Genomic DNA, 25,662 nt, shown 5'->3' on the forward strand with positions numbered 1-25,662 from the left:
ATCAGTTCAGGATGGCAAATCCCTCGGCCTTGAAAATCGCATCGGCAGCGTCCGAGGACAATGCCTCATAAAACGCGCGATCCGCTGCATCCGCCGCCCCGGTCAGGACCGCGCCCGGATAGACAATTGCCGGATAGCTGTCAGCGGGAAAGGTGCCTACCACGGTCACAGTGTCATCGGCGGCAGCATCCGTCGCATAGACGATGCCAAAGGGTGCCTCACCGGTTGAAACCAGCGCAAGTGCCGCGCGCACATTGTCCGACTGGGCGACCAAAGGCTCCACCCCCGACCAGAGGTCCAGCGTTTCCAGCGCCGCCTTGCCATATTGCCCCGCAGGCACCGCATCGACCAGCGCCATCGCCAACCGCTCGCCCCCCAGCAACGCAGGCAGATCCAGATCGGGACCGATTTCGACCGGAGTCACATCTGCGCCATGCGCGATCAGGACCAGTGAATTGCCGAACAGGTCGCTGCGGCGCTGGTCGGCGATCAGCCCCGCCTTTTCAACCTCATCCATCCAGTTGACCGCCGCCGAGATGAAGATATCGGCCGGTGCCCCTTCGATGATCTGCCGGGCAAGCTGGTTCGATCCGGCATAGCTGATCGTGACCTGATGGCCGGTTTCAGCCTCGAATCCGGCGGCAACCGCATCGAGCGCGTTTTTCATCGAAGCGGCGGCAAAAACCACGACCTCATCGGCATGGACGGCAGGGGCGGTCAGCGTCACGGCCAGAAGCGGTGCGAGGGCAAGACGGGAAAGGCGCGAAAGGGGCATGGAACCTCCGGCAATATGTTTCTGAAAACATATCACCCAAGGCCAAGCTCACAGGCAAGCGTTATTTCCCGCCAGACAGATCGCTTTCGTCGCTGCGGCGCAGCATAAGCTCGAGCGCGGCAACGGGTCCGGCACTGGCGGCTTCGGCCCGCGTCAAGGCATCGTGATAAAGCCGCAGAACCTCGGCCCCTGCATCGGTCAGTTGCGCGCCACCGCCCCCCGGACCACCCCGGACCCGCGCCACCAGCGGATCGCGAAAGGCCGCGTTCATCTCCTCGACCAGCATCCAGGCGCGCTTGTAGCTCATGTCCATCTGTCGCCCCGCCGCCGCGATGGACCCGGTTTCCCGGATATGCTGCAACAATTCGGCCTTGCCCGGCCCGATCATCGCCCCGTCAAACAGGATGCGCAGTTTCAGGGCGGTCATGGTCATCCTGTCCTTCTTGCTGCCCCGGATGTTCCCCAAAGCGTCCCCCGGCTGCAAGCACGCAACGCGGCGTCGGTGCGTTCAACGCTCCATCGCGCCCTTGCCTGCAAGGATCCTGTCGCGGAATTTCGCAATCCGCGCAATGCGGGTGGCGCTTTGCTTTGCCTGCCCGATGGCGAAGACATAGCTTTTCTGCCTCCCCGGTGTCAGCGCATGGAAGGCCTCGGCCAGTTCGGGGTCACTGTCCAGCGCCTCGGCCAGTTCCTCGGGCATCTCGGCCCGGGTTTCGGCCTTGGGCGGCTTCGTTCCCGCCTCGGCGTGATCCATCAACTGCCGCAGGAAATCGCGGATCGCCGGTTCCATCCCTGCGGCCTGCGCCGCATCGGTGAAGCGCAGCACCGCCGGTGTCGCGCTGTTCGGCCCTGCCGGTTCCAGCAGGCCGTCCTTGTCCGTCAGCAACCCCGCATTCATGAAGCTGAGCCGGAAATCCCCCCGCAACGCCCCGAACAGGGCAATGTTGCGCCCGGCATGGATGTAGGTCGGATGCCCCCATTTCACGGTTTCCTGCAACCCCATATCCAGACAGATCCGCCGCAGATGCTTCAGCCCCCCGACCCAGCGCTGCACCGAACAATCCGGCGTCGCGAACCGCGCGCAGCGGCCGCATCCCTTGAGGAAGTAATCGTCGGCATCGGTTATCATTGCCATTTCCGGCCCTCCATCCCCCGGCCCTTCCATCGCCTGGTTGTCTTCGGGCGCAGCCTAGCACAGGGGCACGGCCATGGGGACGGTGCAAACCCCCCTTGGCAGTCCCTTCGCTGACTGATAGCTTGGCGGCACTTTGGTCCGGGCGGTATGCCGTCCGGTAATAGGGAACGTGGTGCGGATCACCCTTCGGGGCCCAATTCCACGACTGCCCCCGCAACTGTAAGCGGCGAGCGGAACCGGAAAGACCACTGCGGCCCGAAGGGCGGCGGGAAGGTCCGGTCGAGCGATGACCCGCAAGTCAGGAGACCTGCCAAGGTGATCACCTTTTCCGCTGCGCGGGGCGCGCAGGGGAAGGCGGGCATCCGCCAGTGGTGACGTGTCACACGTCGCGGGCGGAGCAGTTCTCCCGTGCATATCGCATCACGCGGCGGCAAAGACCGCCGTAACGGGGGAACAGGAAGATGCAAGGCATCTCACGTATCGCACTCATGGCCGCGCTGGCGGCCACATCCAACATCCTTGTCGCCAGCCATGCCGGGGCGCAGCAGGCAACCACCAGCACCGATTTCGGCGAGGTTCTGGGCACGATCAGCCTGACGGCCTCCTCCGAACCGGTGGAAATTGGCCGTACCGGCGCCACGGTCGATGTGGTGACTGAAGAGGATATCAGAAAGGCGGGCGACATTTCGGCGGCCACGCTTCTGGCGCGTTTGCCCGGTGTCAGCATGACACGCAACGGCGGGCTCGGCGCCTCGTCCGCGCTGCGGCTGCGGGGTCTGTCAGGGCCCTATATCGGTGTGCGCATCGACGGTATCGACGTGGCCGACCCCTCGGGCACGCAATGCGCCTATGACTTCGGCACGACCACCATGGGCGGCATCAGCCGGATCGAGGTGTTGCGCGGATCACAATCGGCGCTTTACGGGTCCGAGGCGATTGGCGGTGTGGTCGACATCACCACCTGGCGCCCCACCCGGCAGGGCACGCAGGCCGAAGTGGCCATCGAAGGCGGCTCGGACAGCACCTATAGCGGCACGGTCTCGGCGGGCCTGCTGACCGACCGCGCCGAACTGGCCTTCACCCTCAGCCGCACCAAGACGGACGGTATTTCGGCCTATGCTTTCGGCACCGAGGACGACGCTTTCCGCGCCACGAATCTCAGCTTTTCGGCGGCCTATGACCTGACCGAAACGATGCGGATCGGCCTCAACGGCTTCGGGCGCGACAGCTATACCGAATATGACACTCAGTTCAGCGATGCCGATAATGTCGAAAACGGCAAGCTGCGCGGAGCGCGCATTTTCCTTCAGGCTGAAACCGGCGCGGTTCAGCATCACCTTTCCTATGCCCATACCAAGACCCAGCGCATCTATAACGAAGCCTTCTCGGATTCCAGCTATGACGGCAAGCGCGACCAGTTGCGCTATACCGGCAACTGGCAAGCGAGCGAACAGCTCTCGCTCAACTGGGGGCTCGACTGGACGAAAGAGAAATTCGATTCGGTCTACGCCTCGTCCTTCGGCACGACGCTGGAAGGCGGCGATGTCTGGACCCGGGCTGTCCATACCGAACTGCTTTATGCGCCGACACAGGATCTGGATCTGTCACTCGCGGTCCGCAGGGACGATCATGAAAACTTTGGCGGCAAGACCACCGGCAGGGCCGCGTTGGCCTGGCGTCCGACCAATGACTGGGTGATCCGCGCCGTCGCCTCGACCGGATTCCGCGCGCCGTCGCTTTATGAAATGTATAACGGCTTTGGCGGGAACCCCGACCTTCAGCCCGAGACCAGCCGCAGCTTTGAACTCGGTGCCGAATACCTGCTGCCGGGCGGTTCCGTTCAGGCGACGCTTTTCGACACCACGATCAAGGACAAGATCGACTGGCAGGGGGCGGGCTATATCCAGATCCCGGGCGACACCCGCACCCGCGGTATCGAGCTTACGGGCAAATACCAGATCGCCCCTGACTGGGAACTTTTCGGCATCTACACCTATACCGATGCGATGACCCGAAATGCTGGTGGCGAGACCCGGCTAGCCCGTGTGCCGCGCCATGACCTGAACCTTGGGCTTGAGGGCCAGATCACCGACCGCATCGCTACGGTGGTTTCGGTCAAGCGTGTGATCGACTTCTATGACGATTACTTCTCGGGTGGCACGGTCCGCACCAAGATGCCGGACTATACGCTTGTCAACGTCTCGGTCAGCTATGCGATCAACGAAACGACACAGGCCCATCTGCGCGTCGAGAACCTGTTCGATAAGGATTATCAGACCTCCTATAACTATGGCCAGCCGGGAAGGTCGGTTTATGTGGGCCTGCGCAGTTCGTTCTAAGATAGCGGCGGGGGCGCTTTGCCTTGCCTTTGGCGGGGCGGGCGCCCCCGCCCTTGCCGATACCCCCGCGCCGCAGCGGGTGGTATCGCTCAATCTATGCACCGATCAGCTGGCCATGCTGCTGGCCGCTCCGGGGCAGCTTCGTTCCGTATCGCATCTGGCGGCCGATCCGCGCAGTTCGGCCATGGCGGATGCGGCGCGCGCCTATCCGGCCAATCATGGGCGGGCCGAAGAGATCTATCTGATGCGCCCCGATCTGGTTCTGGCGGGAACCTATACCGCGCGGGCCACGGTCGCGATGCTGGAACGGCTGGGCCTCAGAGTCGAAACCTTCGAACCCGTGACCTCGCTGGATGAAGTCCCCGCGCAGATCCGCCGGATCGGTGCCCTTCTGGGGCGCAAGGCGGAGGCCGAGGCGATGGTCGCCACGTTTCACGATGACCTTGCCGCGCTGCGCCCCGAGGGTCCCACCCGTCCCCGCGTGGCGCTTTACGATGCAAGCGGCTATACGACCGGGGATCGCGGCCTTGCAGGCCAGATCCTGAACGCGGCCGGCCTTGCCAATATCGCCGTCGAGGCGGGTCTGTCCGGGGGCGGCTATCTGCCGCTGGAACTGCTTGTCATGCTGAACCCCGAAGCCGTCATCACCAGCCACCCCTATCCGGGCGCCTCGCGCGCCGAAGAGGTCATGCGTCACCCGGCGGTTGCCGCCGTCGGCACCGATGCCGCGCGTGGCACCTTTTCGGACAGGCACTGGGTCTGCGGCACGCCGCATGTCCTGCAGGCGGTGGCCGAAATGGTCGCGCTACGCCGTGGGTTGACCGGGGCGGAGGGCGGCTGATGCGGCTTTTCGCGGGCTTGGCCCTGCTGGTCCTGCTGCTGTTTCTGGCGGCCCTGGTCATCGGCCCCGCCGCCATCGGCCCCGGCGACAGCCTGCGCGCGCTGGTGCTGGATGACGGCGGCCCCGTGACGCTGGTGATGCGGGAAATCCGCCTTCCACGCGCACTGCTGGCTGTGATGATCGGGGCCGGGCTGGGACTGGCGGGGGCGGCGATGCAGGGCTATTTGCGCAACCCGCTGGCCGATCCCGGGCTGATCGGGGTTTCAGGATCCGCTGCACTTGGCGCGGTGATCGCCCTTCAGACCGGGCTGGCGGCGGCCGCCCTGCTGGCGCTGCCGCTGTCTGCGTTGGCCGGCGCGATGATCGGTGTCACGCTGATCCTTGCACTGGCCGGACCGCGGGGCGGATCGCTGACGCTGATCCTTGCCGGAATCGCGATTTCCGCGCTGGCCGGGGCGCTGACCTCGCTGGTGCTGAACCTGTCGCCCAATCCTTTCGCCGCGAATGAGATCGTCTTCTGGATGATGGGATCGCTGGCCGACCGCTCGATGACCCATGTCTGGCTGGCGCTGCCACTGATCCTTGCGGGTGGTCTGGCACTGGCCCTGCAGGGCCGGGCGCTGGATGCGCTGACACTGGGAGAGGACGCGGCCGAGGCGATGGGGGTCAACCTGACGCGGCTGCGGCTGATGCTGGTTTTCGGCACGGCGGCGGTGGTCGGGGCCTCGACCGCCGTGGCGGGGGCAATCGGGTTCATCGGACTTGTGGTGCCGCATCTGCTGCGCGGTTTTGTGGGCGCGCGTCCGGGGCGCCTTCTCTGGGCCTCGGCGCTTGGCGGGGCGGCAATGCTGCTGGCCGCCGATATCGCGGTGCGGCTGGTGCTGCCGGACCGCGACCTGAAACTGGGGGTGCTGACGGCGCTGGTCGGCGCGCCGCTGTTTCTGCATCTGATCTATCGCACGCGGAGGGGGGCATGACACTGCTTTCGGTCCGGGGCCTCAGCGTCACGCGGCGCGGCAGGCCGGTGCTGCAGGACATCTCGCTGACCGTCGCGGCGGGGGAGGTGGTGGGCCTGATCGGGGCCAATGGCGCGGGCAAGACGACGCTGCTGCGGGCGATGCTGGGCCTGTTGTCGCATCGCGGGCAGTCTTCGCTGGCCGAAATGCCCGCGCGCGACCGGGGCCGTCATGCCGCATGGATGCCGCAGGCGCGGGAAATCGCCTGGCCGGTCACGGTGGAAACCCTTGTCGCCCTTGGCCGCATTCCGCATCTGACGGCGGGCCAGCGCCTGAGCGAGACCGACCGCGCGGCGGTGGACCGGGCAATCGCCCGCATGGGGCTGGACCCTTTCCGGCAGCGCAACGCCACAAATCTTTCGGGCGGTGAACAGGCGCGGGTGCTGATCGCCCGGGTTCTGGCGCAGGAAACGCCGCTGCTGCTGGCCGATGAACCCGTGGCGGGCCTTGACCCCGCGCATCAGATTTCCACGATGCACAGCTTTACCGCGCTGGCCGCCGAGGGGCGCGGGGTTGTCGTCTCGCTGCATGATCTGGGGCTGGCGCTACGCCATTGCACGCGGCTGGTGATGCTGGAGGGCGGCCGCATCTCGGCCGACGGCCCGCCCCTTTCAGTGCTGACGCCCGCGCGGCTGCGCACGGGTTTCGGCATCTCGGCCTGGATCGGTGAGACGGCACAGGGCCCGGTCCTGCAGCCGTTGGATGTGCTGCATTGACCGATGTCACACTGGACCGCCCGTGGCTCCGTTTCGATCTGGGCCAGCGGATGCGGGTGCTCAGCTGGGCGCTGAACCGGCCCGGCTTTGCCATGGCGCAGCAGGTGATCTGGCGTGAGGTGCGCAATGCCGATCTGCCTGCGGGGCTGGATGCGCGGGCATGGCTGCGCGCGGAACTGATGCGGACGGGGCATGAGGGGGCCATCGGCTTTCTGACCTCCCGCGATGTGACGCGCTTTTGTCGCGCCAGCGCAGTGGTCGAGGGCTGCCGCGCTGATTGTGTGGCCACGGTGGGCCTGGGCAATGCCGAAAGGATCGGCCAGCGGGTTCCGCGCGGTCCGCAGGACTGGGGCACGATCAATATCGCGCTGCGTATCGGACCGGGCCTGACCAGAACTGCACTGATCGAGGCGCTGAGCATCGTCGCCTCGGCCCGGACGGCAGCGATCCTTGATGCGGGGCTTGAGCTTCCGACAGGGGTGGCAACGGGAACCGGCACCGATTGCATCGCGGTTGCGGCCCCGCCGGGACGGGTGGCCTATTGCGGAATGCACACCCCGCTGGGTGAGGCGATCGGGGCCGCCGCCTATCGCACGGTCCTGCAGGGCGCGCGGTACTGGCAGGCAGAACAGGGCGACCCGACAGGAAACGCCCCGCCCCCGGAACCAGGAACGGAACCGGGAACAGGGCGCAAAATGTGACCCGCAGCCACCGGGGCGGCTGCGGCAGCGCAGGTGGTCAGACCGGAAGCGGCCCTTCGATGGCATAGACCCGCGCGGGCGATCCATCCGCACCGGGCAGTTTCAAGGGTGCCGCGCTGAGAAAGCAATGCGGACCGGTCAACCCGGCGGTGTTCACCAGATATTCGATCAGCGTGATCCCCGCCCGCAGGCAGACATCATGCGTCACATGCTCCTCGGTCGGGGCAACCACCCCGTCCAGCAGCAGCCGGATCGCGTAATCCTGCGGGAAATCCACCGCAATCGCCGTGGGCTTTTGCGCGGCCAGCCATTCCGCCCCCTCGCGGGTCAGATAAGGCGCGTCCTTCCAGAAGGATGCATCGCGGTAATCGCGATGCCGGTCCCATCCGGTCGACAGCAGCAGGATCTCACCCTCTGCGCCGCCCGGATCGGCAGCGGCCAGCCGTTCCGGGCCAATCGCCTCATTCGGGGCAATGTCGCGCAGGTCCAGAATCCGGCAGCGCCCGACGACCTGATCCAGCGGGGTCGCCTCGATGGTCGGCGCACCGGCGATGAAATGCGCCTGTGCGTCGACATGGGTGAAGCCGTGGCAGGTGGTCGCGATGCGGGAGACCCGGAACTGGTCCCCCGCCGCGATATCGCCCTTCACGCCAAGCTCGACCGGCCAGCGCAGATGCGGCTCTATCGGCATGCTGAGGTCAACGATCCGCATCAGCCGGCTGCCCCTTTGATCTGGTCCAGCAGGTCGGATCCGAACTGAGCCACGAATTCCTGTTCCACCGCCTCGGTTACGATGGCGGCAAAGGCGTCGCGGTCAGGCTCTTCCACAACTTCCATCCCGGCGGATTTCAGTTCGGCAAGGCTGGTCGCCTCGGCATCCTCGTTCATCTGGCGCTGTGCCACGGCCATGTCGCGCCCGGCGGCCAGCAGGATCTCCTGCATTGCGGCGGGGTATTCGGCGAACTTGTCGTTGTTCATGCAGAACGGTGCTGTGGTGAAGGCATGCCGCGTCAGCGACAGGTGGCGCTGCACCTCATAGAAGCGCGCATTCAGGATCAGCGTCACCGGGTTTTCCTGCCCGTCCACCGTGCCGGTTTCCAGCGCGGTGAAAAGCTCGGTAAAGGCCATCGGCGTCGGCACCGCGCCCAGAAGCTCAAACGCCTTGATATGGGCGGGGTTCGGGGTGGTGCGCAGCTTCAGGCCGCGGATGTCATCGGGCGTGGCGACGGCGCGGCGGCTGTTGGTCAGGTTGCGCCAGCCGATATCCCATGTTGCCAGCGCCCTCAGGTTCGACGCCTCGAGTTCCGCGCGCATCCCGTCGCCGATTTCGCCATCCATCACGGTGGCAACATGGGCGCGGCTTTGGAACAGGAAGGGCAGGTCCAGCACGTTCAGAACCGGGGCAAGACCGGTGAAGAACGGATTGCCGGTAATGCAGAAATCAATCGACCCGCCGCGCACCGCGCTGATCGTCTGCTGGTCCGATCCAAGCGCGCCATTGGGGAAAACCTGCACTTCATATTCGCCGCCGGTATCTTCCTTGATCCGGTCGGCAAATTGCAGGGCTGCCGTCTGCCAGCTGTCCGAGGTCGGATGCGGATGGGCAAAGCGCATGCGCGTGGCCTGCGCCGCTGCCGGACGACCGATGGAGAACAGGGCAACACCGGCGGCGGCACCGGTCAAGGCGGTTCTGCGGTTGAGTTTCATGGTATCCTCCCGGGGGTTGAGCGGTCGCAGGGCCATCAGCGCCCCATGAACCAGTTAGTCGGAACGGTTACGAGTTCCGGCACAAGAATAAGCAGACCCAGCACCAGCACCTGCGACAGCAGGAAAGGCAGGACATTGCGGATCACCTGTTCCATCGGCGTGCGGCTGACGGCGCAGGTCACGTTGATGACGGTGCCGACCGGCGGCGTCAGCAGGCCGATGGCCGTGGCCATGATGAACAGCACCCCGAAATAGACCGGGTTGATGCCCGCCTGTTTCACCAGCGGCATGAAAACCGGAGTCAGAATCAGGATGGTCGGGATGAAATCCAGCACCATGCCGATCACCAGCACCAGCAACACCATGACCAGCAGCAGCAATGTCGGGCTGTCCATCACCGGGCCCAGCAGTTGCGCCACCTCACCCGGGATATCCGCGATGGTGATTAGCCATGCCGAAACCATTGCCGCCGCCACCAGAAACATCACGGCAGCCGAGGTTTTCAGCGCCGACAGCATGATCTCCCGCATCTGCGAGAGTTTCAGTTCGCGGTAGATGAACCCGCCGACAAAGCCTGCATAGACGGCGGCAACCACGGCGGCCTCGGTCGGCGTGAAAACCCCCATCCGCATGCCGCCCACGATCAGCAGCGGCATGCCAAGCGCCCAGACCCCGTCCCACAGCGCGCGGCCGATCTCGGCCCCGCTGGCCTTTTCGGCGCGCGCGACCGGTTCATCCCCGGCGATCAGCCACCATGTCACGGTCAGCGACACCGCCATCAGGATGCCCGGCACGATTCCGGCCATGAATAGCTGCGTGATCGAGACACCGGCGGCGACACCAAAGACGACAAAGCCGATGGAGGGCGGGATGATCGGCGCGATGATGCCGCCCGCCGCGATCAGCCCCGCCGCGCGCGGCACGTTATAGCCGACCTTGCGCATCATCGGGATCAGGATTGCCGCAAGCGCCGCCGTATCGGCCACGGCAGACCCCGAGATGCTGGCCATGATAAGGGCGGCAACGATGGTGACATAACCCAGACCGCCACGCTTGTGCCCGACCATCGCCACGGCCAGATTGATGATGCGCCGCGACAGGCCGCCCGCATTCATCAACTCACCCGCCAGCATGAAGAACGGCACCGCCATCAGCGGAAAGTTATCCGCCCCGCCGATCAGGTTCTGCGCCAGGATCTGCGCGTCGAACATGTCGAGATAGAGCATCAGCGCGACGCCGCAGATCATCAGCGCAATCGCGACCGGCGCGCCGATGGCCATGGACCCCAGAAGCGACCCCAGAAAAACCGTCAGCATCAGAGATCGGGCCTCCGGTCAGGGTTTTGGGCAGGGCCCAGGTTGGGGGCGGGGGGTGGGGCGGGCAGCGGCAGGTCGGGTTCAGGCTCCACCCAGCGGCCGGTCAGCAACAGGAACAGCCGTTGCAGGTTCAGCCCCGCAATCCCCAGTCCGCAGGCAATGCCCGCCAGATAGGTCACGCCCAGCGGGATGCCCGAAACCGGGGCAGGATTGGCCATGTTCAGCCCCGCCTGCGCCCAGCAGCCGGTGATCAGCAGCCCCATGCAGAACAGACTGGCCAGTTCCACCGTGACCCGCGACACCAGCCGCCCCAAGGGTGGCATCTTGTTGACCAGCGCCTGAACGCCCAGATGCCCGTTTTCCCGCGCCACCAGAAAGGCCCCCCCGAAGGTCAGCCAGACGAAGATCATGCGCGAGACCTCTTCGGAAATCGTGATCCCCGAGCCGAAGCCATAGCGCAGCACGACATTGCCGAAGACCATCGCGATCATCACGGCAAAACCCGCGACCAGCAGGTTTTCGACACTTGCCAGCAACCAGCGGCGCAGAACCATCTTCCGTCCCTTTCAACGCAGCTCAGAGAACGAAGCGCCCGCCATCGACCATCAGCACCGAGGCCGTGACATAGGATGCCTCATCCGAGGCCAGCCAGAGCACCGGATAGGCGATCTCCATCGGATCGGCCCAGCGGCCCATCAGGCAGCCGCCCTGCGCCTCACTGTCGATATCCGCTTGCGTGCGGCCCGCCGCCTCGGCCCGTTTGCGGTGGAAGGGGGTGAAGGTCAGGCCGGGGCAGACCGAATTGACGCGGATGCCGTGTTTTGCCTCTTCAAAGGCCAGCGTCTTGGTCATCGAGACGATCCCGGCCTTGGTCACGTCATATTGCCCCATCCCGGCGCGGGGATTGACCGCATGGGTCGAGGAGACATTGACCACGCTGCCCCGGCCCGAGGCGCGCAGATCGTCGATGGCGGCCTGCGTCAGCCAGGCATAGCTCAGCAGATTGACGGCCAGAATGCGCTGCCATGTCTCGGTCTTGGCATCGGCCAGCGGTTCATAGGACCGCATGCCCGCGCAATTCACCAGCGTGTCGATCTGCCCCAGTTCCGACCTTGCGCAATCGACGATGCGGGCCGCACTGGCCTCTTCGCCGCAATCAGCCACAAGCGTTGCCAGTTTTGCATCCGGCAATTCGGCACGCAGTCCGGCCGCAACCGCGTCCAGCGCCGCGCCATCGGCATCAACCAAAAGGACCGCAGCCCCCTCACGGGCCAGCAGCGTCCCGATTGCCGAGCCGATGCCCCCTGCGCCTCCGGTCACGATCGCGACCCGTCCTTCTGCACGTCCCATTCTGTCCTCCATTCTTGAATTAGCTGAGCAGGTTGCTCTCGCGGTGCGGATCCTCACCCAGCCACAGGATGCGCCACAGCCAGACAAGGCTGTAGACCGCCATCAATGCGGAACAAAGCGGGATCGCCGTATACCAGTAGATCTTGTCCAGCCGCAGGAAAGGTGTGGTTTCCCCCGCTGCCGCAGCAAAGGCCCAGCCATACCAGACCATCATCGCAGCAAAGCCGAACATCAGCAGGTTGATCAGCACGGCCATCACCAGACGCCCGCGCGGCGGCAGCATCGTGTCCAGCACCTCGACCCGATACAGCATGCCCTCACGCCAAAGCGACACCGTGGCCAGCATAACGATCCAGATAAACAGCAGTTCCACGATCTCGTCATAGCCGCTGATCGTGAACAGCGGCAGCAGACGCAGGATCACCGAGGCCGCCAGCAGCAGGAACAGCGCGGCCAGCATCGTGACGCAGCCGATCTTGCAGAACCCGGCGATGAAACGGTCAAGGGTGCGCAGCGCATTCATCAGCGTGTTCCATAGCCAAGCAGATTGGGCAGCCAGAGCGAGATGGCCGGGATGTAAGTCACCAGCAGCAGCGCGGCGATCAGGCCAAGGAAATAGGGCCAGATCTCCCGCACGATATCGGGGATCGGCACCCGGGCCACGCCCGAGACGACGTAAAGGCACAGGCCCACCGGCGGCGTGACCAGCCCGATCATCAGCGTCAGCACAAGGATCACCCCGAAATGGATCGGATCGACACCGATGCTTTGCACCACGGGCATCAGCACCGGGAATGCGATGATCATCAACGCGACCCCCTCGATGAACATGCCAAGGATCAGAAGGGCTGCACAGATGATCAGCAGGATCGCCCATTTCTCGGTCGACAGGCCCAGCAGTGCCGTCAGGATCGCATTGGGGATCTGTTGCTGGATCAGAACCCAGCCAAAGGGGGCGGCCAGCGCGATGATGAACATCACCTGCGCGGTCTGGCGCGCGCTGTCCCACAGGATTTCATAGACCTGGGTATAGGTCAGTTCGCGGTAAACCCAGCGGCCCAGCCCAAAGGCAAAGGCGGCGGCGACGACGGCGGCCTCGGTCGGCGTGGCGATGCCGGTCAGAATGACGATCAGGATCGCGGGGGGCAGCATCAGGGCGGGCAGGGCCACGAACAGCGTCCGGGCCGCCTGCCGCAGCGGCGGAAAGCCCGCGCCCCGCGGCAGGTTCAGCACCGACGCGGAAATTGCAATGGCGACCATCAGGCAGACCGCCATCAACAGCCCCGGCAGGATCCCCGCCAGAAACAGCGCCCCGACCGAGACATTGGCCAGACTGCCATAGATGACCAGCGGAATGCTGGGCGGAATGATCGGCCCGATGGTCGAGGAAACGGCAGTGATCGTCGCGGCATAGCTGGGCCGGTATCCCGCCTCGGTCATCGCCTTTTGCTGGATCACGCCCATTCCGGCGGCATCCGCAACGGCCGATCCCGACATGCCCGCAAAGATCACACTGGCAATCGTGTTGACATGGGCCAGCCCGCCCCGGATGCGCCCGACCAGCAGTTGCGCCACGGCAAAGATCCGTTGCGTCGTGCCCCCGACATTCATCAGGTTCCCGGCCAGCACGAAAAAGGGGATCGCCAGCAGCGGAAACGAGGTCGTGCCCGCATAGGTGCGCTGCACGAAAATGAACAACAGATCCGGCCCCACGGTCAGAATCATGGTGCCCGCCGCGATCACGCCAAGCGCCACCGCGATGGGAACGCCACCCAGAATGACGACGCAGATCGCGACAAGGATGAAAAGCGTGAACATCGGAACGGACCTCAGGGAACCACGGGGGACAGACTGGAGGGGGCGCCACCGCGCCCCCTCCGATGGACAGCGGCCGTCAGGCCCGCGCGTCGTTGACCAGCGCTTCCCAGGTTGTCCAGGTCTCGTCACCCAAGGCGGCGCGCAGCTGGTCATAGGCCGGGCCCATCTTGGCGCGGAAGGGTTCCACCTCGGGGCGGGTTACGGCGATGCCGTATTCTTCCATCTCGGCGATGGCGGCTGCCTCACCGTCCTGCACGGCCTGCCGGGCCTCATTGCCCGCCGTGATCGCCTCTTCCGAGATGATCGCGCGCTGTTCCTCGGTCAGCCGGTCGTTCCAGACCCGCGGATTGGCACAAAGCATGATCGTGGCATAGATATGCTTGGTCAGTGCCAGATGCTCCTGCGCCTCATAGAACTTGGCGGCAAAGGTGGTGGCAACGGGGTTGTCCTGCCCGTCCACCATCTTGTTGGCCAGCGCCAGATAGACCTCCTGGAAGGCGACGGTCTGCGTCGAGGCGCCCAGGGCCTCGAACGCCGCCTTGATTGCCAGTTCCGGGGGGACGCGGATCTTCATGCCGACCACATCCTCGGGCGTGTTCACCGCGCGGCGGCTGTTCGACAAGGCGCGGAAACCCCATTCGAAATTCGAGATCCACGAAAAGCCGGCGGTCAGCAGCTGTTCGGTGATCCAGTCGCGTGCGCTTTCGTCCAGCACCCGGTGGGCATGGGCGTAATCGTCGAACTGATAGGGGATGTTGATCGCCCCGATCGTGCCGGACAGTGCCTCGATATTGGCGGGGTTCATCAGGATCATGTCGATGGCACCCAGACGGGTCTGCTGTGCCGTATCGGTGGGTGATCCCAGCGCGTTATTGGCAAAGATCGTGATGCCGACCTCACCGCCGGTGCGCTCTGCAATCCGCGCGACCATGCCTTCGGCCGCGATATGCACCGGATGCGAGGCATCGGCCGGATGGGTAAGCCGCAGCTGGGTTGCCGCAGACGCGAAAGGCGCGCGCAACACGACCGGCGCGGCCAGCGCCCCGGCCAGAACGAAGCGGCGGTTTACAGTGATGATTCTGGACATGTTGCCTCCCTAACAAATGTCGTTTCCCGGATGCTGCGAAACTTTCCTGCATCCCTTGCGACCCGTTTCCCGGGCCGTCGGCCTTCCGTTTTCGAAAGCGGGTGCAGTCATGCTGACGCTGCCCGCTCCGCTCCTGACCTGGCCCTTTCCCCGCGCGGCGGGGTCAGGTGCCGGCCAGCAGTTCTTCGTCCATTTCCGCGCGCAGCGCCCAAAGCTGCGATGCGGCGGGCGTCTCGATCATCTCCATCGTGATGACGGTTCCGGCGGGCACGTCGCAGGCCAGCCGGTGCTGGCACATCATGTGGAACGGGATCGGCGCGCCGGGACGCACCGCACGCGCGGGGACCAGCAGCCCGTCAATCCCCTCGACCTCATGATGGCGGCCCTGCGGCACCAGTTTCGTGCCCCGCGCCATGTCGCGATTGGTCCGTCCGATCAGATCATGGCGCGCCTCGATGCGGCCCGACCCCGTGGCGCGCCCTTCAAGTCCGGCCAGCAGGATCGTCGTCGCGGACTGCACGCCCAGAAGATGCGCCGGATTGGCGATGGTTGCGGATTTGCCGTCGCGGCTGACCAGATGGCCCTTTTCGCGCAGGAAATTCCAGGTGTAGCTGTCCTCGCAGGCGACGGTCACGAAGACACCGCCCGCAAGGCTGAATTCATCGGGACGCCGCAGCAGGTTGATGACATCGACCACCCCTCCGCGCGACAACAGCCCGCCCGCCACGCGGTCCGCCGGGGCCAGCAGATCGGGAATTTCCTGCACCCTTGCGACCGGCGCATGGAAATCAGCGCGGTCCACATCCAGCCCCAGCGCATTGGCGACGATGCCCATTTCGGTCAGATCGGCAACCGTGCGCTGCGGGATAGTGGCCAGCCTTTCGGACCGTTCCGCAATCACCTGTGCGGGATCGCGCCCGGCCATGTCCCAAAGCGCACCGAAACCGGGCACCGATACGCTGCGGTTCACGCAGGTGACGGTTTCCGCGCCGGGATCAAAGACGAAATCATATTCGCTGGATTTTGCCGCACTCAGCACCTCAAGCCCGCAGACCTGCGCCCAAAGCACAAGCTGGATCAGCAGGCTGGGCTGATCGCCATCGACCGGCGTATAAACCACACCGGCCGAGGCCGCGCGTTTCGCAAGCAGCGGGCCGACCACCGAATCAGCCTCTTTCGAGACCATGACCACATGGCGGCCCTCGCCGATGGACAGGGCGGCATGCAGCGCCGCCGCCTCGGGGTGGCCGGTTGCCTCGACCACCACATCCAGCGCCAGACGCGGGATCATCGTGCCGTCCGATGTCAGCACGATCTGCCCCGCCTCCAGCGCCGCCGTGGCCTCGGGCAGGCTGTCGGTGCGGCGGATGCGGTCGCCGGTCAGCCCGGCTGCGGCCAGCGCGCCCTGCCCCCGGTCCATATCCGAATCGCAGACCGCGACAATCTCGATCCCCGGGCCGCGCAGCGACTGGAAGAGCAGCGAACGGCCATAATCACCCAGCCCGATCAGCCCCACGCGCAACTTGCGCTGCCGGGCCTTTTCAAGAAGCGAGCCGTAATGCATCTGGTGGATCCTCCGGACTTCATCTGCGTCAACGCGGAAGGGGATGACGGATGAACATGCCGAGGCGGGAACGCGGTCAGCGCCCTGCCATGATGCAAGCCTTATCCCCCCTGACATCCGATCCGGCCGGCGTTCCGGGCCATCTGGATATCCGGATCATGTTGTATACAATATTCACCGACAGTCAACGCAATTCGGTATGCCAAAACCCCGCAAGCCGTCCGTGAGAGCGCCCGACAGGCGGCCAAGCAGGACCGGCGACACATCCGCCCGGATGCGCCTTACGGATTGAATTCGAAGCGGAAACAAGGTGCGCCGGGGCGTTGATCTCCGCCCCGGCGCGTCACGCCCTGCTGAATGGCCGGGAAGGCCGGACTGGTGACACGGTCAAAGCGTCAGCGCCACCTTCCGCCCTTCATGAAAGGCATAGGCCGCCAGCCGGGGCGCCACGCAATCGCCGATGCGATGGACCCCCTTGCCGGGGATGGTTTCGGGGAAAGGATCGAAGGCGATATTCGTCGTCGCCGTCACCAATGCCGAGGCGGCAATTGTCTCCTCAGTCCCGGTCAGCAGGCTGCGCACGGTCGCGCCATTGCCATGCCAGCGGGTGATGACATGTTCGGTCAGGAACTGCGCCCCCGCCCGCGCAAGCCGCGCCCGCGCCGGACCATCCGCTGAGGTGCGGGTGATTTCCTTGCCGATATAAGGATCCGGCGTCACGATCACGACCTGCCGGCCCTGTTCGGCCAGCGCCCATGCGGTGCCGACGCCACGCCAGTTGCCGCCCTCATCCAGCACGATAACCGTATCGCCCAGCCGGGCCTCACGCCGCAGCACCTCTTCAGTGGACCAGACACCGCCAAGATCCAGCCCCGGCAACGGCCCCACGCCCGGCAGCCAGCGCTGCCGCGCCTCCGCGTCGGGCAGCGATCCAGTGGCAAGGATGACCGTCTGCGCCGGATGGGCCGCGATGTCGTCCTCATCCAGAAAGGTATTCAACCGCAGCGTGACACCCAGCCGCGCGAATTCCCGTTCATACCAGTCCAGCAGGTCAAGGATCTGGCCACGGCGCGGCTGCATCCCGGCCAGCCGGAACTGCCCGCCGATCTGCGGTGCCGCCTCGGCAATCGTGACCCGGTGGCCGCGTTCGGCGGCGGCGCGCGCGGCCTCAAGCCCTGCAGGACCGGCCCCGACGACCAGCACATCCTGCGGCATGGCCGACGGGGTGAAGCGGTCACCGCCCCATTCCCATTCCCGGCCCACGCTGGGATTGACCAGACAGGAAATCCAGTAGTCCCGCGACCGCCTGCCCCAGCACATCTGATTGCAGGAAATGCAGCCGCGCACGGCATCGGCCCGGCCCTCGGCGGTCTTGCGCGCCAGATGCGGATCGGCGATCTGGCCGCGCACGATGCTGACCAGATCCGCCTGCCCTGCGGCGATGATCGCCTCGGCATTCTCGGGGGTCCTGACATGCGCCTCGGATGTGACCTTGGCGTGTTTCACCACGGCGCGGATCTGTTCGGTCACCGGCGCAGTCAGCTTTTCCCCGAACAGGAAGGTCGGCATCAGCCGTTCGAAATCAAGATAGCCGCCATGCCCGCAGGTGATGTAATCGACATGCCCCGTCGCGTCATGCAGCGCGAGGATCTCCAGCAGGCTTTCCACCGACAACGTGACATCCTGCGCATCCGAGGTCGAGACCGCCAGACCTATGATGAAATCCTCGCCGCAATCGCGTCGGATGCGTTCGATGATGGTGCGGGAAAACCGGGTGCGGTTTTCCAGACTGCCGCCCCAGCGGTCATCGCGGCTGTTGCTCCAGGGTGTCCAGAACTGGTCCAGCAGCGAGTGATAGGCGGCCCAGACCTCAACCCCCTGAAAACCGCCCGCCTTGCAGCGCCGCGCCGTCGCGACATGCGCCTCGATCAGTTCTTCGATCTCGGTCTCGGTCATGCGATGCGAGCCGTCACTGTCATGGTAACTCGGCCCGCCCGAGGGCGACCAATGCGGCGCAAAGCTGAGATCGGAATCGCCATGCGCGCCGATATGGTAAAGCTGTTGCAGGATGACCGCGCCCGCATCGCGCACGGGTTCAGTCACCTTGCGGAAATGCGGGATGACCTCATCCGTGCCATGGCGGAAGTTGCCCCGCGTCAGAACGCCCGTGCGATGCACCGGCATCGGTTCGGCCACGATCATCCCCGCCCCGCCAAGCGCGCGTTCCAGCAGATAGGCCGCCGTCCGGGGCCCCGGCAGACCGTCATCCGCCATGTTGTTGGTATGGGCGCCAAAGACGATGCGGTTGCGCAGAACCTGCCCCCGCAGCCGGATCGGTGACATCAGATTGCGATGCATCTTGGCCGGTTCCCTTTGCGTCTAAAGATCCTTGACCAGCCGCAGCGCGTCATAGATCGCGGCATGGGTGTTGCGCGCGGCCACCGCATCGCCGATGCGGAACAGCCGGAACGCAGCGCCCGGATTGCGCGCCACGCCCTGCGGCGCGCCGGTGGTCAGCGCCTCGTAATCGACCTCACCCAGATTGGACGATTGCGGCTTCAGGTCAAAATACAGATCATCCAGCGGGCGGGTGCCATGGTTGACGATCACCTGATCCACCAGCCGTTCACGGGTGAAATCGCCGTAATCACTGCCCATCACGGCGCGCAGCAGATTGCCTTCGCGCCGCACCGATTTCAGCCGCCATGTCACGGTAAAGGTCGTGTCGCGTTTCTGCAGGTTGCGCATATAGGGCACAAGGTTCATCGCCATCACCTCAGGCGCGAAGCTGCGGTCGGGGGTCACGATTTCAACCGCCGCCCCGGTCGCGCTGATCAGATCCGCCGCCTGCAGCGCCGAATGATCGCCTGCATCGTCATAGATCAGCACATTCGCGCCCGGTTTCACATCGCCCGACAGGATGTCCCATGCCGAATGGACCAGATCATTGCCCGCCTCCAGCACCTCGGTATGGGGCAGACCGCCGGTGGCGATAATCACCTCATCCGGGTTGCTGGCCAGCACGGTATCGGCATCGGCAAAGGTGTTGAAGTGGAAGGCGACACCACGCTTTTCGCATTGTTCCATCCGCCAGCGGATGACCGATATCATCTCACGCCGCCGCGCATCCTGCGCGGTCAGGCGGATCTGTCCGCCGGGCTGATCGGCGGCCTCGAACACGGTGACGGCATGGCCGCGCTCGGCGGCAACGCGGGCGGCCTCCATCCCCCCCGGGCCGGTGCCGACGATGGTGATGCGTTTCATCGCAGGGGCCGCCGGAATGGTCTGCGGCATCGTCTCCTCACGTCCCGTGGCGGCATTGTGCAGGCAGAAGGCCAGACCGCCCTGATAGATCCGGTCCAGACAGTAATTCCCGCCGACACAGGGGCGGATATCATCCTCGCGCCCCTCGATCACCTTCCTGACCAGATGCGGGTCGGCCATATGCGCCCGGGTCATGCCGACCATGTCCAGCTTGCCGCTGGCAATGGCATGGCGCGCAGTCGCCACATCGGGAATGCGGGCCGCGTGGAAGGTGGGAAAGCCTGTCGCGGCGCGGATTTCGCCTGCGAAATCCAGATGCGGGGCGGATTTCATGCCCTGAATCGGGATCAGATCGGTCAGCGCCGGGTCGGTGTCGATGGATCCGCGCACGACATTCAGGAAATCCACCAGACCGCTGTTCTTCAGCCGATGGCTGACATCAAGCCCTTCGGCAGCCCCCATCCCGCCGGGGGCGCATTGATCGCCGGTGTAGCGCAGGCCGACGATGAAATCCTCACCGCAGCGGGCGCGGATCGCGCGCAGCACGTCGAAGGTGAAGCGCAGGCGGTTGTCCAGACTGCCGCCATAGTCATTGTCCAGATCATTGGTCAGGGGCGACCAGAACTGTTCCAGCAGATGGCCGTAGGCCTCAAGCTCGATCCCGTCGACGCCGGCGGCCTTCATCCGTTCAGCCGCATCGGCAAAGTCGCGGATGACGCGGGTGATGTCCCAATCCTCGATGCGTTTCGGAAAGGCGCGATGCGCGGGTTCGCGTTCATGGCTGGGGGCCAGAACCGGCAGCCAGTCCGCCTTGTCCCAGCGGGTGCGGCGGCCCAGATGGGTCAGTTGGATCATCACCGCCGCGCCATGGTCGTGGCATTCATCGACCATCGCCTTCATCCAGCCCACGACCTCATCCTTCCAGGCCAGGATGTTGTTGAAGACCGGCGGGCTGTCGCGCGCGACCGAGGCCGAACCGGCGGTCATCGTCAGCGCAACCCCGGCCTTGGCGCGTTCCACATGATAGGCGCGGTAACGGCCCTTGGGCATCCCGTCCTCGGGATAGGCCGGTTCATGGCTGGTGATCATGATGCGGTTGCGCAGCGTCAGATGTTTGAGTTGGTAGGGTTGCAGCAAGGGATCGTTGGACATGGGGCGCCTCCTGTCTTTGACCGGAATAGGGGTCTTTGACGGAACTCTGGGGCGAAATGTTCACTTGTGTCAAGATACCAGTCATATCCGAACATTCCTTGCGGATCCCCGCCCCCGGCCCTAATGTGGCGCCATGACAGAGGCGCTGAAATCCGATACCGGTTGGCGGGGATCCCGTGAGGGATGGCTTGATGCCGCCTATGCGGCCCTGATCCGCGAAGGCGTCGATGCCGTGAAGATCATGACGCTGGCCCAGCATCTGAAACTGTCACGCACCAGTTTCTACTGGTTCTTCAAGGATCGCGACGCGCTGCTGGCGGCACTGGCCGAGATGTGGGAGGCCCGCACCACCGCCCCCCTTGTCGCCGCGACCGAGGCCTATGCCGAGACCGGGACCGAGGCGATGCTGAACGTCATCGCCTGTTTCCTGAATACGGACACCTTCGATACGCGGCTGGAATTCGCGCTGCGCGGCTGGGGGCTGAAGGATCCGGCGATTCTGGCGCGGATTGCCGAGGCCGATTCGCGCAGGCTGGCGGCGCTGCGGGCGATGCTGATCCGCTGGGGCCATGCGCAGGCCGATGCCGATGTGCGGGCGCGCACGATCTATCTGGTGCAGATCGGCTATATCTCGATGCAGGTCGAAGAAACGCTGGAAACCCGCCTGACCCGCATTCCGCATTATGTCGAGATCTTCACCGGCCACCCCCCCGACCCACGCGAAATTGCCCGGCTGCACGGCCAGTTCGGGCTTTGACGGGCCGCTGACCCCGTATTCCGGTCAGCCCCGATCACGGATCCTCCGCTTCGCGCTGCGCCAGCAGCCAGTCGCGCACCTCGGCGACAGGGGCGGCAAGGGGGCGGTCCTTGGGCCAGACGACGTGAAAGGCCTGCCCCGTGACCAGCACATGACCGGTCAGCCGGACCAGAACGCCCCGGTCGACCAGCCGCTGAATCAGATGCCGCCAGCCAAGCGCCACGCCCTCCCCCTCGATCACGGACTGGACGACCAGAACATAATCGTTGATCTCAAGGCCCTTCGGCATCTGGCGGCCATCAATCCCCGCCGAGGCGAACCAGTCGCGCCATGTCGCGGCGGTGCGGAACGGTTCATCCAGATGGATCAGGCGCTGCGCCAGCAGATCGGCGGCAGCAAGGGGCGGGCCGGGGCTGCGCGTCAGATAACCCGCGCTGCAGACAGGATAAATCTCCTCGGGTGCCAGCATGGCAGCGGTGTAATGCGGCCAGTCGTCCGGATTGCCGCCCCGGATGCCCAGCGGGATGCCCGCGCCCGCCAGATCAAGATCGCGGTCGGCGGTCTGGATTCGCAGATCGACATGCGGCAGATCCTGCCGCAACCGCGCCATGCGCGGCACCATCCAGTAGGCCGCAAAGGCGGTGGAACAGGACAACGTCACATGCCCGCCCGCCGCCGTTTGCCGCAGATCCAGCGCCGAACGCCGGATATGCGACAGGCCGATGGTCACATCGGCATGAAAGCGGGCCCCGGCCTCGGTCAGGGCGACGCGGCGATGCTCCCGCCGGAAAAGCGGCAGGCCAAGGGCCGTCTCAAGCCCCGAAACCGCATAGGAAACCGCCGCCTGCGTCATGTTCAACTCCCGCGCGGCGGCGGTGAAACTGGACAGGCGGCCCGCCGCCTCGAACACGACTAGACTGTTCATCGAGGGGATGAGGCGGCGCAGATGATCCATGAATTTTGCTTATCATTCTGATGAAACTTTTCCAGCATTACCTGACAGGCCACCCGCCCTAATCTGGGACAGGTTTATACGAGGTGGGACAATGGCGGACGGGATCGGAACGGTGCAGGACGCGCGGCGCACACGCGGGGGCCGCAACCAGCGGCGCGAGATCCGGCTGGCCGGAGGACAAGGACCGGGGCGACCCTATATCCAGCGCGGCATCCCGACCTATGACATCCTGTCCGAGGAAAGCCTGATCCGCATCGAGACCACGGCCGAACGTATTCTGGCCGAGATCGGGATGGAACTGCGCGACGACCCCGAGTCGATGCAGCTTTACCGGCAGGCCGGGGCGCAGGTGACCGAAACCGCGCCCGGGGTCTGGCGGCTGAAATTCGAACCCGGAATGCTGCGCGAGATCCTGAAGACCGCCCCGGCAGAATTCACCCAGCACGCCCGCAATCCGGCCAATTCGGTGCAGATCGGCGGGCGGAATGTGGTTTTCGCGCCGTCCTATGGCTCTCCTTTCGTGATGGATCTGGACCGGGGCCGCCGCTATGGCACGATCGAGGATTTCCGCAATTTCGTGAAGCTTTCGCAATCCTCGCCCTGGCTGCACCATTCGGGCGGCACGGTCTGCGAACCGACCGATGTGCCAGTGAACAAGCGCCATCTGGACATGGTCTATGCCCATATCCGCTATTCCGACCGGGGCTTTCTGGGCTCGATCACCGCACCCGACCGCGCCGAGGACAGTATCGAGATGGCGCGGCTCTTGTTCGGGGCGGAATTCGTCGATCAGAACTGCGTCATCATGGGCAATTTCAACACAACCTCACCGCTGGTGCTGGACGGGGTGACGGCGGCGGGGATCCGCGCCTATGCGGCGGCCAATCAGGGCTCGATCCATCTGCCTTTCCTTCTGGGGGGTGCGGTGGCGCCCTTGACCATCGCGGGGATGGTGGCGCAGGGGCTGGCGGAATCCATGGTGTCCTGCGCGCTGACCCAACTGGTGCGCCCCGGTGCGCCCGCGATCCTTGCCAGTTTCTTTTCCTCGATGTCGCTGCGGACCGGATCGCCGACATTCGGCACGCCGGAACCGGCCATCGGGTCACTGGTGATGGGGCAGTTGGCCCGGAGGCTGAACCTGCCCTTGCGCTGCGCAGGCAATTTCAGCACATCAAAACTGCCCGACGGTCAGGCGATGCAGCAAAGCATGATGTCGATGATGTCCGCCGTGCAGGGCGGCGCGAATTATGTGCTTCATTCAGCGGGCTTTCTCGACGGGTTGTTGTCGATGTCCTATGAAAAACTGGTGATGGATACCGATATGTGCGGCGCGCTGCATGCCTATCTGGACGGTATGGTGGTCAATGACGACACGCTGGCCTTTGACGCATTGGCGGAACTCGGCCCCGGGCAGCACCTGTTCAGCACCGCCCATACGCTGCGCCATTACGAGACCGCCTATTGGGAATCAGCGCTGGATGACAACCAGCCCTGGGAGACATGGGACGAACAGGGCGGCATAGACTATGCCCAGCGCGCGAACAGCCGCTGGAAGGCCATTCTGCGCGACTATGAGGCCCCGCCGATTGACGCGGCCACCGATGAGGCGTTGCTGGATTTCATGGCACGGCGCAAGGCGTCGATGCCGGATATGTGGTATTGAGGGGGCTGTGACGCGCGGATGATAGTCTGATCCCGGCCATCGCCGGGGTCATGCGTCAGGTTCGGCCCGTCCGCCGGAGGCCAAAGCCTGCGGCCAGCGCCCGCCCCTTGCCTTCACCCGGCTGACCACTCAGCCGCCCAGCAACGCCTCGATCTCCGCCCGGGCGGGCATCGCTGCGGCGGCGCCTGCGCGGGTAACCGACAGGCCCGCCGTCGCACTGCCGAAGCGGACGGCCTCAACCGGGTCGGCCCCTTCGGCGAGGGCGGTTGCAAAACCGCCGTTGAACGCATCCCCGGCCCCCGTCGTCTCAACCACCGGCCCGGCCCGGAAGGGCGGCACCAGCAGGCTGCGGTTGCGGTCACGATAGAGCGCGCCGCGTTCCCCCAGCGTGATGATCGCCGCCCCCACCCCCATCGCCAGCAGCGCCTCGGCGGCGCGTTCGGCATCGGCGGTACTCTGCACCGCGATACCGGTGATGCCTTCCGCCTCGCTTTCATTCGGCGTCACGAAATCGCACAGCGCCAGCATTTCGGGCGGTATCCTTGCCGCAGGCGCAGGGTTCAGGATCGTGCGCGCGCCCCCTTCGCGTGCGATGACCAGCCCGCGATGCGCCGCCGCAACGGGCTGTTCCAGCTGTGTCACGAAAACCGAGGCCCCGCCGATCAGCCCGGCCCGTGCCTCGACATCGGCAGGCGTGATGCGCGCTGCCGCCCCGGGTGAGACGATGATCGCATTGTTCCCGGTCGCGGCCTCGATGAAGATGAAGGCCGCACCGGTATAGCTGTCGGCATCCTCGACCACCTGCGGAATGACGCCCGCGCGCTGCCAGACCTCCTGCGCCATTGCGGCAAAGGCATCGCGGCCCAGCCGGGTGATGAAATGCACGCGGCCCCCTGCCATGGCCGCCGCCACCGCCTGATTGGACCCCTTCCCCCCCGGCCCCAGCGCAAAGCCCTGCCCCAGCAGCGTTTCCCCCATGCGGGGCTGGCGTTCGGCGCGGTACACCGTATCGGCGACGAAAATCCCCAGAATTGCGATATGTCCGGTCATGTCCTAGTCCTTTGGCCCGATAACGCCCTTGCGCAGGATCACATTGCCATAGAACCGCCGTTCACCGGTCTGGATCACGGCATAGGCCTCGCGCGCACGGTCATAGAATTCGAACCGCCTGAGGCCCAGCATCGGACGCGGACGCCCCTCGGCATGGTCGATCTCGGCCTGCAATTCGGCCTGCACGGGCGGGATCGTGTCGGGCGCATCGACCATTTCCATCCGCATCGCGAAATCCGCAACGAAGGTATCCAGCGGCAGCACCGACAGCACCGCCTGCGCCGCCCCGGCCAGTGTCAGGTTTTCCATCCGCAGCACCTGCCCCCGCAGCGTGGCCCGCGCCACCTGTTCGGCGGGAAAGTTCAGATCGGTCAGAACCAGCGTATCGCCATGCCCCATCGCGCGCAGCACCTGCAGCACATCGGCATTCAGCCTGTGGTCGATCCCCTTGAGCAT

24 protein-coding genes and 1 riboswitch are annotated in these 25,662 nt (G+C 65.2%); of the genes, 7 read left to right on the plus strand and 17 right to left on the minus strand.

The annotated features are described in order from the left end of the window. Position 1: 1 nt before the first annotated feature. The 3 genes from modA to JL811_RS14800 form a co-directional block, all read right to left on the minus strand. Positions 2-775, minus strand: coding sequence for a molybdate ABC transporter substrate-binding protein (gene modA / locus JL811_RS14790; protein WP_202689469.1), 774 nt, complete (start codon positions 773-775; stop codon positions 2-4). Between the two features lie 61 nt (positions 776-836). Continuing rightward, positions 837-1,208: a winged helix-turn-helix domain-containing protein gene (locus tag JL811_RS14795; RefSeq protein WP_202689470.1), complete on the minus strand. Its 372-nt coding sequence runs from the start codon at positions 1,206-1,208 to the stop codon at positions 837-839. 75 nt (positions 1,209-1,283) lie between these two features. Next, a complete protein-coding gene (locus JL811_RS14800) occupies positions 1,284-1,910 on the minus strand; it encodes a YdeI/OmpD-associated family protein (protein ID WP_202689471.1) in 627 nt (208 codons plus the stop codon). 117 nt (positions 1,911-2,027) lie between these two features. Continuing rightward, positions 2,028-2,239, plus strand: a riboswitch (cobalamin riboswitch). Between the two features lie 132 nt (positions 2,240-2,371). On the opposite strand from JL811_RS14800, the gene JL811_RS14805 reads away from it, so the two are divergent. Genes JL811_RS14805 through JL811_RS14825 form a run of 5 tightly spaced genes read left to right on the plus strand, consistent with a single transcriptional unit; the run spans position 2,372 to position 7,523 of the window. Then, on the plus strand, positions 2,372-4,249 hold the full coding sequence (locus JL811_RS14805; RefSeq protein ID WP_202689472.1) for a TonB-dependent receptor plug domain-containing protein: 1,878 nt from the start codon (positions 2,372-2,374) through the stop codon (positions 4,247-4,249). After that, on the plus strand, positions 4,224-5,090 hold the full coding sequence (locus JL811_RS14810; protein WP_202689473.1) for an ABC transporter substrate-binding protein: 867 nt from the start codon (positions 4,224-4,226) through the stop codon (positions 5,088-5,090). The genes JL811_RS14805 and JL811_RS14810 overlap by 26 nt, the downstream gene beginning before the upstream one ends. Continuing rightward, positions 5,090-6,067, plus strand: a complete 978-nt coding sequence (locus JL811_RS14815; protein ID WP_202689474.1) for a FecCD family ABC transporter permease — start codon at positions 5,090-5,092, stop codon at positions 6,065-6,067. The genes JL811_RS14810 and JL811_RS14815 overlap by 1 nt, the downstream gene beginning before the upstream one ends. Beyond that, on the plus strand, positions 6,064-6,822 hold the full coding sequence (locus JL811_RS14820) for an ABC transporter ATP-binding protein (protein WP_202689475.1): 759 nt from the start codon (positions 6,064-6,066) through the stop codon (positions 6,820-6,822). The genes JL811_RS14815 and JL811_RS14820 overlap by 4 nt, the downstream gene beginning before the upstream one ends. Then, positions 6,819-7,523, plus strand: a complete 705-nt coding sequence (locus JL811_RS14825) for an adenosylcobinamide amidohydrolase (protein WP_237684984.1) — start codon at positions 6,819-6,821, stop codon at positions 7,521-7,523. The genes JL811_RS14820 and JL811_RS14825 overlap by 4 nt, the downstream gene beginning before the upstream one ends. Before the next feature lie 37 nt (positions 7,524-7,560). Here JL811_RS14825 and JL811_RS14830 read toward each other — a convergent pair whose 3' ends face one another. The 11 genes from JL811_RS14830 to hpbA all read right to left on the minus strand — a co-directional run bounded on the left by JL811_RS14830 (position 7,561) and on the right by hpbA (position 20,781). After that, entirely contained in the window at positions 7,561-8,235 is a 675-nt protein-coding gene (locus JL811_RS14830; protein ID WP_202689476.1) for a cyclase family protein, read from the minus strand. After that, complete coding sequence (locus JL811_RS14835; RefSeq protein ID WP_202689477.1) at positions 8,235-9,230, minus strand: TRAP transporter substrate-binding protein; 996 nt, start codon at positions 9,228-9,230, stop codon at positions 8,235-8,237. Before JL811_RS14835 ends, JL811_RS14830 begins: the two co-directional genes overlap by 1 nt. Before the next feature lie 35 nt (positions 9,231-9,265). Further along, positions 9,266-10,546: a TRAP transporter large permease subunit gene (locus tag JL811_RS14840; protein ID WP_337924753.1), complete on the minus strand. Its 1,281-nt coding sequence runs from the start codon at positions 10,544-10,546 to the stop codon at positions 9,266-9,268. Further along, complete coding sequence (locus JL811_RS14845; protein ID WP_202689478.1) at positions 10,546-11,100, minus strand: TRAP transporter small permease; 555 nt, start codon at positions 11,098-11,100, stop codon at positions 10,546-10,548. The genes JL811_RS14840 and JL811_RS14845 overlap by 1 nt, the downstream gene beginning before the upstream one ends. Positions 11,101-11,122: 22 nt before the next feature. Beyond that, complete coding sequence (locus JL811_RS14850) at positions 11,123-11,896, minus strand: SDR family NAD(P)-dependent oxidoreductase (RefSeq protein WP_202689479.1); 774 nt, start codon at positions 11,894-11,896, stop codon at positions 11,123-11,125. Between the two features lie 19 nt (positions 11,897-11,915). Then, a complete protein-coding gene (locus tag JL811_RS14855) occupies positions 11,916-12,419 on the minus strand; it encodes a TRAP transporter small permease (RefSeq protein ID WP_202689480.1) in 504 nt (167 codons plus the stop codon). Beyond that, positions 12,419-13,714: a TRAP transporter large permease gene (locus JL811_RS14860; RefSeq protein WP_202689481.1), complete on the minus strand. Its 1,296-nt coding sequence runs from the start codon at positions 13,712-13,714 to the stop codon at positions 12,419-12,421. The genes JL811_RS14855 and JL811_RS14860 overlap by 1 nt, the downstream gene beginning before the upstream one ends. 76 nt (positions 13,715-13,790) lie before the next feature. After that, positions 13,791-14,801 carry a TRAP transporter substrate-binding protein gene (locus JL811_RS14865; protein ID WP_202689482.1) on the minus strand — a complete coding sequence of 337 codons (1,011 nt, stop codon included), beginning with the start codon at positions 14,799-14,801 and terminating at the stop codon, positions 13,791-13,793. 163 nt (positions 14,802-14,964) lie between these two features. Beyond that, complete coding sequence (locus JL811_RS14870) at positions 14,965-16,365, minus strand: flagellar biosynthesis protein FlgA (RefSeq protein WP_202689483.1); 1,401 nt, start codon at positions 16,363-16,365, stop codon at positions 14,965-14,967. 387 nt (positions 16,366-16,752) lie between these two features. After that, positions 16,753-18,723, minus strand: coding sequence for an FAD-dependent oxidoreductase (locus JL811_RS14875; RefSeq protein ID WP_202689484.1), 1,971 nt, complete (start codon positions 18,721-18,723; stop codon positions 16,753-16,755). Between the two features lie 21 nt (positions 18,724-18,744). Then, positions 18,745-20,781: an N-methyl-L-proline N-demethylase HpbA gene (gene hpbA, locus JL811_RS14880; protein ID WP_202689485.1), complete on the minus strand. Its 2,037-nt coding sequence runs from the start codon at positions 20,779-20,781 to the stop codon at positions 18,745-18,747. Positions 20,782-20,914: 133 nt separating this feature from the next. Between hpbA and JL811_RS14885 the strand changes: the two genes are divergently transcribed. Next, positions 20,915-21,538 carry a TetR/AcrR family transcriptional regulator gene (locus tag JL811_RS14885; protein ID WP_202689486.1) on the plus strand — a complete coding sequence of 208 codons (624 nt, stop codon included), beginning with the start codon at positions 20,915-20,917 and terminating at the stop codon, positions 21,536-21,538. A 34-nt stretch (positions 21,539-21,572) separates the two neighbouring features. Here JL811_RS14885 and JL811_RS14890 read toward each other — a convergent pair whose 3' ends face one another. Then, positions 21,573-22,493, minus strand: coding sequence for a LysR substrate-binding domain-containing protein (locus JL811_RS14890; RefSeq protein WP_202689487.1), 921 nt, complete (start codon positions 22,491-22,493; stop codon positions 21,573-21,575). Positions 22,494-22,584: 91 nt separating this feature from the next. Between JL811_RS14890 and JL811_RS14895 the strand changes: the two genes are divergently transcribed. After that, a complete protein-coding gene (locus JL811_RS14895; protein ID WP_202689488.1) occupies positions 22,585-24,156 on the plus strand; it encodes a trimethylamine methyltransferase family protein in 1,572 nt (523 codons plus the stop codon). A gap of 129 nt (positions 24,157-24,285) precedes the next feature. On the opposite strand, the gene JL811_RS14900 is transcribed toward JL811_RS14895, so the two are convergent. Both JL811_RS14900 and JL811_RS14905 read right to left on the minus strand, forming a co-directional pair. After that, a complete protein-coding gene (locus tag JL811_RS14900) occupies positions 24,286-25,206 on the minus strand; it encodes a ribokinase (RefSeq protein ID WP_202689489.1) in 921 nt (306 codons plus the stop codon). Between the two features lie 3 nt (positions 25,207-25,209). Next, a complete protein-coding gene (locus JL811_RS14905) occupies positions 25,210-25,662 on the minus strand; it encodes an RbsD/FucU family protein (RefSeq protein WP_202689490.1) in 453 nt (150 codons plus the stop codon).

It is taken from the genome of Szabonella alba (assembly GCF_016765775.1).
GTDB lineage: Bacteria > Pseudomonadota > Alphaproteobacteria > Rhodobacterales > Rhodobacteraceae > Szabonella > Szabonella alba.